The sequence below is a fragment of the Psychromonas hadalis ATCC BAA-638 genome (genome assembly GCF_000420245.1).
In the GTDB taxonomy this organism is placed as follows: Bacteria; Pseudomonadota; Gammaproteobacteria; order Enterobacterales; family Psychromonadaceae; genus Psychromonas; species Psychromonas hadalis.
Genome location: NZ_ATUO01000187.1, coordinates 1 through 6395 on the forward strand (window position 1 = coordinate 1; position 6395 = coordinate 6395).

Consider the following 6395-nt stretch of genomic DNA (forward strand, 5'->3'; position numbering starts at 1 on the left):
TCGAGCAGAGCGTGCAGTGAAGCCCTTTGTGATAGGTCGTAAGGCTTGGCTATTCTCGTACACCAATACAGGTGCGAACGCGAGTGCAATTTTATATAGTTTGGTTGAAACAGCAAAAGCGAATGATCTTATTGTTCATGATTATATCGCAACCTGCTTGCAGCAGATTGCTGAAAACCCGAATGATATTGATGCGTTGCTACCATGGAATATTAAGCGTAGCTAGGTGCCATTACCCAGACGCTTACGTTATTTTGGACACAAAAAAGCCAACTAATATGTTGGCTTTTTGTTTTAATGTGGTGCCCGGAGCGAGACTTGAACTCGCACGCACAGAATGCACAAGATTTTAAATCTTGGGTGTCTACCGATTCCACCATCCGGGCAGTTACTTCGCTTATTGTACTTAATATTGCTTGGTGCTTAGTAAGTGAGGAGTATTCTATACAAGTTTTCTTCAACTACAAGCACTTGAAGCTATTTTTTTACATAAAAAAGTTTAAGTGATTGTTTATTCAACAACATCAATTTAAATTGATTGTTTTTTATACGTCACATCATTGTCACAACCGCTCTGTAAAACGTACTCCTTTCAAGTAAATAATAAAATGGGATAAATAATGAAACACAATTTAATAACAATACTACTTTCAAGTGTACTAGTCGCATGCTCCTCGGCAAAAATAGATGCTGATAAATCAATAACACTCGTTGAACAAGGTCGCTACCACAGTAATATTTTTGATCAAAGCGCGGCTGAAATTATCGCTTTTGATAAAATTAGCCAGCAAACATTTGTGGTGAATGCACAATCTGGGAAAATTGATGTTTTAAATAGCCAAGATATTAACCAGCCCACCCTGACCGCTTCGCTTAATATTAAAGCTGACTTACAAAAGTACCTCCATGTTCAAGCAGGTGCAGCCAATAGTGTCGATGTGGCGAATGGATTGCTCGCCATTGCGATGGCAGCCAAAAATAAAACGGATGCAGGATGGATTGCTTTTTATAACAGTCAAAGTTTATTATTTATTGATGCTGTTTATGTTGGTTCTCTACCCGATATGCTTGCTTTTACAAAAAATGGAAAACAATTAATTGTCGCGATTGAGGGTGAGCCAAGTGATAAAAACTACGCAATTGATCCCGAAGGTGAAGTCGCAATTATTGATATAGATTGGCAAAAATCAACCTTGAGCACAGTGGTTACACGCTTAACGTTTAGTGATTTTAATGTAGGAGGAAAACGCCATCATGAATTACCAAAACAGTTAGTACTCAATGGTTATAACGCTTCTGTTGCAAAAGATTTAGAGCCTGAATATATCGCTATTAATAATCACAGTCATAAAGCTTATGTCTCTTTACAAGAAAACAATGCCATTGCCGTGATTGATCTGCAAACAAAGTCAATACAAAAAATAGTGGCACTTGGTTTTAAAGATCACGCTATTAAAGGTAATGAGCTTGATGGTAATAACAAAGATAAAAAAGTAAACATTAAAAATGAACCGGTACTCGGCTTATATCAACCAGACTCTATTGCAACGGTAACATTCAATAATATCGATTATCTGCTCACTGCCAATGAGGGAGATGATCGTAGCGATTGGTTAACTGATTTGCCACAAGCAGAGTGTGAATCCGCCAATTTCTATTACCACTTAGAAGATAAAATCTGTCGCGATGATATCAAACTCAAAAATGCATTTAATAATAAGGTTTATGCTCCTTTACAAAACAGGCTCGATTTAAGCCAGTTCCAAACGGGGGGCATTTATCAAGACGCGGTACAGCAACTAAAATTTTCGCATTCCATCACCAAACAATTTGGTGATGTTAATGGCGATGGTAAAATCGATCGTTTAATGACCTTTGGCGGGCGCTCTTTTTCAATTTGGGATATTAATGCTGAAAAATTAGTGTTTGACTCTGGCAGTGATTTTGAACGAATTACTGCTGAAAAATATGGTAATAAATTTAACCAAAGTCATAATAAACTTAAAAATGAAGATCGTAGTGACAACAAAGGGCCTGAGCCTGAAGCGTTAACCACGGGGATGATAAATGGTCAAACGTACGCATTTATTGGTCTTGAACGTATGGGGGGGATCATGGTTTATAATATTAGTATCCCTAGCCAAGCTACATTTGTTTTATACCTGAATAATCGTGATATCAACATTGATCCCAATGATAATGTTGATAGCAATGGTGATGGTATTAAAGAGTATCAAATTGATGCAGGTGATCTTGGCCCAGAGGGGATTAAATTTGTAAATGCAGAAGATAGTCCCACCAAAACCCCCATCTTAATCGTGGCAAATGAGGTCAGTGGCACCACTACTTTTTATACGATTAATCTAAAATAGCCACACAATAAATAACAAAGCCACCCGGTGTGGCTTTAGGGTATAATGTGACTCAGCTTTTATTTCATTAGGTCCCAATATGAATCACGATCCACTTCACGGTGTCAAACTAGAAGATATTTTAGTCAAGCTTGAAAAAGAGCTTGGCTGGCAGAAGATGGGAGAGTTACTTAATATTAACTGTTTTATTAACCATCCACGGTTAAAATCAAGCTTGAAATTTTTGCGCAAAACCCCATGGGCACGTAAAAAAGTTGAGATTTTATATCTAAAAACATTCTGTCGCGATAACCCAGCAACAAAAACACTGATCCGTAATTTTATCGAACAAAAAAATAGTAGCGTGGCAATGCCACCTCAGAGTGAAAGTGAATTTAATTGGCCAACATTAAAAAACAAATAATCTAATTTCATGTTAAAATTAATCAGTACTAAACTTTAGTAAAAGAAAATTAATCAGGATAAAACAAAAATGGCACAACAAAAAAAATTCGACTTCTCTATTAAGCAAGATGGTGAACAGTGGAATGCTGAGATAATACGTCGAGTTAGCGCACGCAGAACAAGTATTTCCAAGCGCAAAAAAGGCTTTGCTACAGAAGCATTAGCAATCGAGTGGGCAAAAGAGCAACTTGCTGGTTTTCTTGAAAACCTACAAGCGGGTAACAAACGCAAAGCAGAAAAACGTGCAACCCGTGATGAGTTAGTTGCAAAAACAGAAGCTGAAAAAGAAGCTGCAGCAACATTATATGAACAGAAACAACAAGCTTATTTTGAAGCCTTAGATGAGCAGGAAGATGAGCAAGAAGAACAACAAGTATTCGAAAAAGAGTAATTTAAAGCGTTACTTTCAAATCACTGTTAAAAGGGATTTGAAAGTGATATCCCCTCGTTTAGCCTTTTTTATCTGCTCCTTTATTCTCACTCTATCTCCTCACGCACCACTGTTTGCCAATCATCAACAACGTTGCATCAGTCACAGTGAACAAACAACCATTATTGATAAAACCTATCACTATTTAAATAGTAGCTTTTGCCAGCCCGCATTGTGGTTTGACGATTTTTTTGTTGATGAACGTATTAGCGAAGACTCCCAAGCAGGCACAATGGTGCGTTGGTATAATGATTTTTCATTGGATGAGGATAAAAACTTTCGTTACAAAACAAAACTGACCGCACGTGTTCACTTGCCTAAAGTCACACATAAGTTGAAACTAGTTTTTGAATCCGATGCTGAGGATGCTGTCATTAACCTATTCCCAAATAAAAATGAACCGGCAGAAAACTCACTCGGCTTACGCTATGACTGGGTTGTAAAAGAGCAACAAAGCTTAAATGTTAAAGTCACCATCAAACCTAGCATCGAGATGCGTTATCGTTATACGATCCCATTATCAGAGTATTTTATATCGCGTATCACACAAAAAATATACCAGAAAAAAAAGCTCACTGGCAGTGCAACACTGTTAGATTTTGATGTTGCTATCAGTGAAAATTTTTTATTTCGTTGGACTAATTTTGTGAAAATAGAAACCAAAGATCGATTAGAATTAGGCAGTGGTTTTACTCTCTATCAATTCATCTCTACAACACAGGCTTTCAGTTACAAAACCAGTGTAACTGCACAAGAAAAACCTAATCATTACATTAGCAATTACCATTTATCCCTTAACTACCGACAAAATATTTTTAGGAAGTGGTTTTATTATGAACTAACACCTGAGCTAAATTGGAATAAAGAGCAAACAACACCACGTGAATCAGAAGCAAGCCTCACGCTACGCTTGGAAGTGCTTTTTAATAATATTTAATGACAGCATAAACGGTTGGGTTACTAATATCAGGGTTATTATAGAAAGTATAAATTTGATTAATGACCGTCGTGAAACAGTATCTAAACACCAACTTCTTGAAAGACAACGAAGATGTTTACCTCACAGCTTGTTGAGTTTTGCACTTTGAATGGCAACGGGTATAATGCGCTCTTTTTGATTCTTTAGAAAAGTGAGTAGTCATTCCCATGAAAGTCACCCTTGCCCCAATGGAGGGCGTAATGGATCACCAAATGCGCCAGTTGCTCACATCAATAGGTGGGATTGATCTTTGTGTCACTGAATTTATTCGTGTTATTGAACTTCGTTTACCCGCCAAAGTCTTTCGCCGTATTAGTCCTGAATTACACAATGGAAGCAAAACACTTTCAGGCACACCGGTGCGGATTCAACTGCTTGGACAAAATCCACGTTGCCTTGCTGAAAATGCCAATAAAGCATTACACGTCGGATCCGACGGCATTGATCTTAATTTTGGTTGCCCCGCAAAAGCGGTTAATAAAAGTAAAGGGGGTGCCATTTTACTGAAATCACCCGACACACTTTATAAAATAGTCAAAGAGGTGCGCGAATTTATGCCCTCCGATCAAGTTTTAAGCGCCAAGATACGTCTTGGTTATGAGGATAAATCACTCGCAATTGAAAATGCGCAGGCGATAACAGAAGCAGGAGCGAATGCCCTTGCTGTGCATGCTCGTACTAAAGAGGAGGGTTACAAACCACCCGCTCACTGGCATTGGATTGCAAAAATTCGTGAAGCAATCAATATTCCAGTCACGGCAAATGGGGATATTTTTAATCTTGATGATGCCAAACGTTGCATGGAGATAAGCGGTTGTGATTCTTTAATGATTGGCCGTGGCGCCTTGGCAATGCCAAATTTAGCACAAGTGATCAAAGAAAAAGAAGAACCCTATAGCTGGCCACAAACCCTCGATTTGATGATCGCGTATCTATTTGTGCAGACACATGGTGATAAAGAGAAATATCTGCCCAATCGTATCAAGCAGTGGCTTACTTTTATGCGTTTACAGCAACCACAAGCACTGCATTTTTTGCATCATGTGCGTAAAATAAAAACCACCCAGCAGATGCTCGACGCACTTCGTATCGAGCGGGCAAGCGCTTAACCAATTTTCTTAAGTTGCAACGCTATCTCAGCACTTAAATCCATATTACGCTGCGAGCCGGTTACGGCCACACGAGTGTCTTCAGCTATCTGCTCTACTTTTGGTACCATTGCATCGACCAGAGAAAGTTGACTGGTCGCACTGTTTGACATCTGATTAATATTATCAAATAGTGCTTCAATGGATTGCATCACCACCTTTTTGTGGCCATCGTCTTGCAGATTTAAGAGATTACCCATCTGATCAGAAAAGCTATTCACTTTTTCAGATAAGTGATTACTCGTATCAGAAAGTGAAGCGACTAATTGATTGATATCACCCGCATGTTCCCCTGATTTATTGGCTAAGTTTTTAACTTCATCGGCAACAACCGCAAAACTCCTACCAGCTTCCTCTGCACGAGCGGCTTCAATAGAAGCATTCAAAGCCAATAAATTTGTTTGTGAAGAGATAGTAGTAATGGTTTTTGCCATCTCTTCAATTTTTTTAAACCCTTCTATGAAGGCCATTGTCTTCACTCAGAGTTCCTGCGCCCAACGCCCTGCCTCTCTGAACTCATTCATAAATCGGGCTTGTTGCTCATCTAATGTTGAAAAACTTACATTGACTGTTTCAATGCCCAGTAACGATTTTTGTGATAACTCCACCACCGAATGTGACTCATTAGCCATCGATTTTACTTCGTCAAGCGTTTCATCTACACAATTAACGCGTAATTTTACTCTCAGATTTACATCGCCTGCATTATTAGCAATCTCTTGAACCTGTATATGTGCATCTTGAGAATTTTTTTTCACTTCATTTAATTGTTCACTATTTTTTATAGTAAACTCTCATCATTATGGCACAGCTTCTTTGACGCACTTTTTGCGCTAAACAAAGAGACTAAGTAAGGTACGATGTAGGTGATACTAATTTGCACCCATTTGATAGGATTTTCTGATGTAATACCATTCCGCTTAATATAATGATCAGGTTTTACGCAGGGTAAATTACTAAGGTCAAGGCGCATGATTGAGTAATAGCCGGCTATTGCGATTGAATGCAACGCAGATATTAGT

Annotated in this window: 9 protein-coding genes and 1 tRNA gene; 6 read left to right on the plus strand and 4 right to left on the minus strand. The window is 38.4% G+C overall.

What is annotated here, in order from left to right; translation table 11 throughout:
• On the plus strand, positions 1 to 226 hold a 226-nt coding region (locus G322_RS21185; protein ID WP_022942840.1), incomplete at its 5' end, for an IS66 family transposase.
• A gap of 74 nt (positions 227 to 300) precedes the next feature.
• Here G322_RS21185 and G322_RS0116630 read toward each other — a convergent pair.
• Positions 301 to 386 (minus strand) — tRNA-Leu (locus G322_RS0116630).
• A gap of 234 nt (positions 387 to 620) precedes the next feature.
• Here G322_RS0116630 and G322_RS0116635 point away from each other — a divergent pair.
• The 5 genes from G322_RS0116635 (at position 621) to G322_RS0116655 (ending at position 5334) form a co-directional block, all read left to right on the plus strand.
• Positions 621 to 2372: a choice-of-anchor I family protein gene (locus G322_RS0116635; protein WP_022942841.1), complete on the plus strand. Its 1752-nt coding sequence runs from the start codon at positions 621 to 623 to the stop codon at positions 2370 to 2372.
• A 79-nt stretch (positions 2373 to 2451) separates the two neighbouring features.
• On the plus strand, positions 2452 to 2775 hold the full coding sequence (locus tag G322_RS0116640) for a VF530 family protein (RefSeq protein WP_022942842.1): 324 nt from the start codon (positions 2452 to 2454) through the stop codon (positions 2773 to 2775).
• A gap of 69 nt (positions 2776 to 2844) precedes the next feature.
• On the plus strand, positions 2845 to 3207 hold the full coding sequence (locus G322_RS0116645; RefSeq protein WP_022942843.1) for a DUF3622 domain-containing protein: 363 nt from the start codon (positions 2845 to 2847) through the stop codon (positions 3205 to 3207).
• A gap of 43 nt (positions 3208 to 3250) precedes the next feature.
• Positions 3251 to 4183 carry a hypothetical protein gene (locus tag G322_RS0116650; RefSeq protein ID WP_022942844.1) on the plus strand — a complete coding sequence of 311 codons (933 nt, stop codon included), beginning with the start codon at positions 3251 to 3253 and terminating at the stop codon, positions 4181 to 4183.
• A 209-nt stretch (positions 4184 to 4392) separates the two neighbouring features.
• Positions 4393 to 5334 (plus strand): tRNA-dihydrouridine synthase, encoded by a 942-nt coding sequence (locus tag G322_RS0116655; RefSeq protein WP_022942845.1) that lies wholly within the window; start codon positions 4393 to 4395, stop codon positions 5332 to 5334.
• On the opposite strand, the gene G322_RS21190 is transcribed toward G322_RS0116655, so the two are convergent.
• The 3 genes from G322_RS21190 to G322_RS23980 all read right to left on the minus strand — a co-directional run.
• Entirely contained in the window at positions 5331 to 5843 is a 513-nt protein-coding gene (locus G322_RS21190) for a methyl-accepting chemotaxis protein (protein ID WP_169337497.1), read from the minus strand. The genes G322_RS0116655 and G322_RS21190 overlap by 4 nt on opposite strands.
• 9 nt (positions 5844 to 5852) lie before the next feature.
• Positions 5853 to 6131: a hypothetical protein gene (locus tag G322_RS0116665; protein WP_022942847.1), complete on the minus strand. Its 279-nt coding sequence runs from the start codon at positions 6129 to 6131 to the stop codon at positions 5853 to 5855.
• A gap of 23 nt (positions 6132 to 6154) precedes the next feature.
• Positions 6155 to 6395: hypothetical protein (locus G322_RS23980; RefSeq protein WP_211217173.1), on the minus strand; the 241-nt coding region annotated here is incomplete at its 5' end.

Bases quoted from the DNA above. Each gene is read 5' to 3' on its own strand.
- G322_RS0116635 (WP_022942841.1), top strand. From the start codon at position 621: ATGAAACACAATTTAATAACAATACTACTTTCAAGTGTACTAGTCGCA.
- G322_RS0116640 (WP_022942842.1), top strand. From the start codon at position 2,452: ATGAATCACGATCCACTTCACGGTGTCAAACTAGAAGATATTTTAGTC.
- G322_RS21190 (WP_169337497.1), bottom strand. From the start codon at position 5,843: ATGGCCTTCATAGAAGGGTTTAAAAAAATTGAAGAGATGGCAAAAACC.
- G322_RS0116655 (WP_022942845.1), top strand. From the start codon at position 4,393: ATGAAAGTCACCCTTGCCCCAATGGAGGGCGTAATGGATCACCAAATG.
- G322_RS0116645 (WP_022942843.1), top strand. From the start codon at position 2,845: ATGGCACAACAAAAAAAATTCGACTTCTCTATTAAGCAAGATGGTGAA.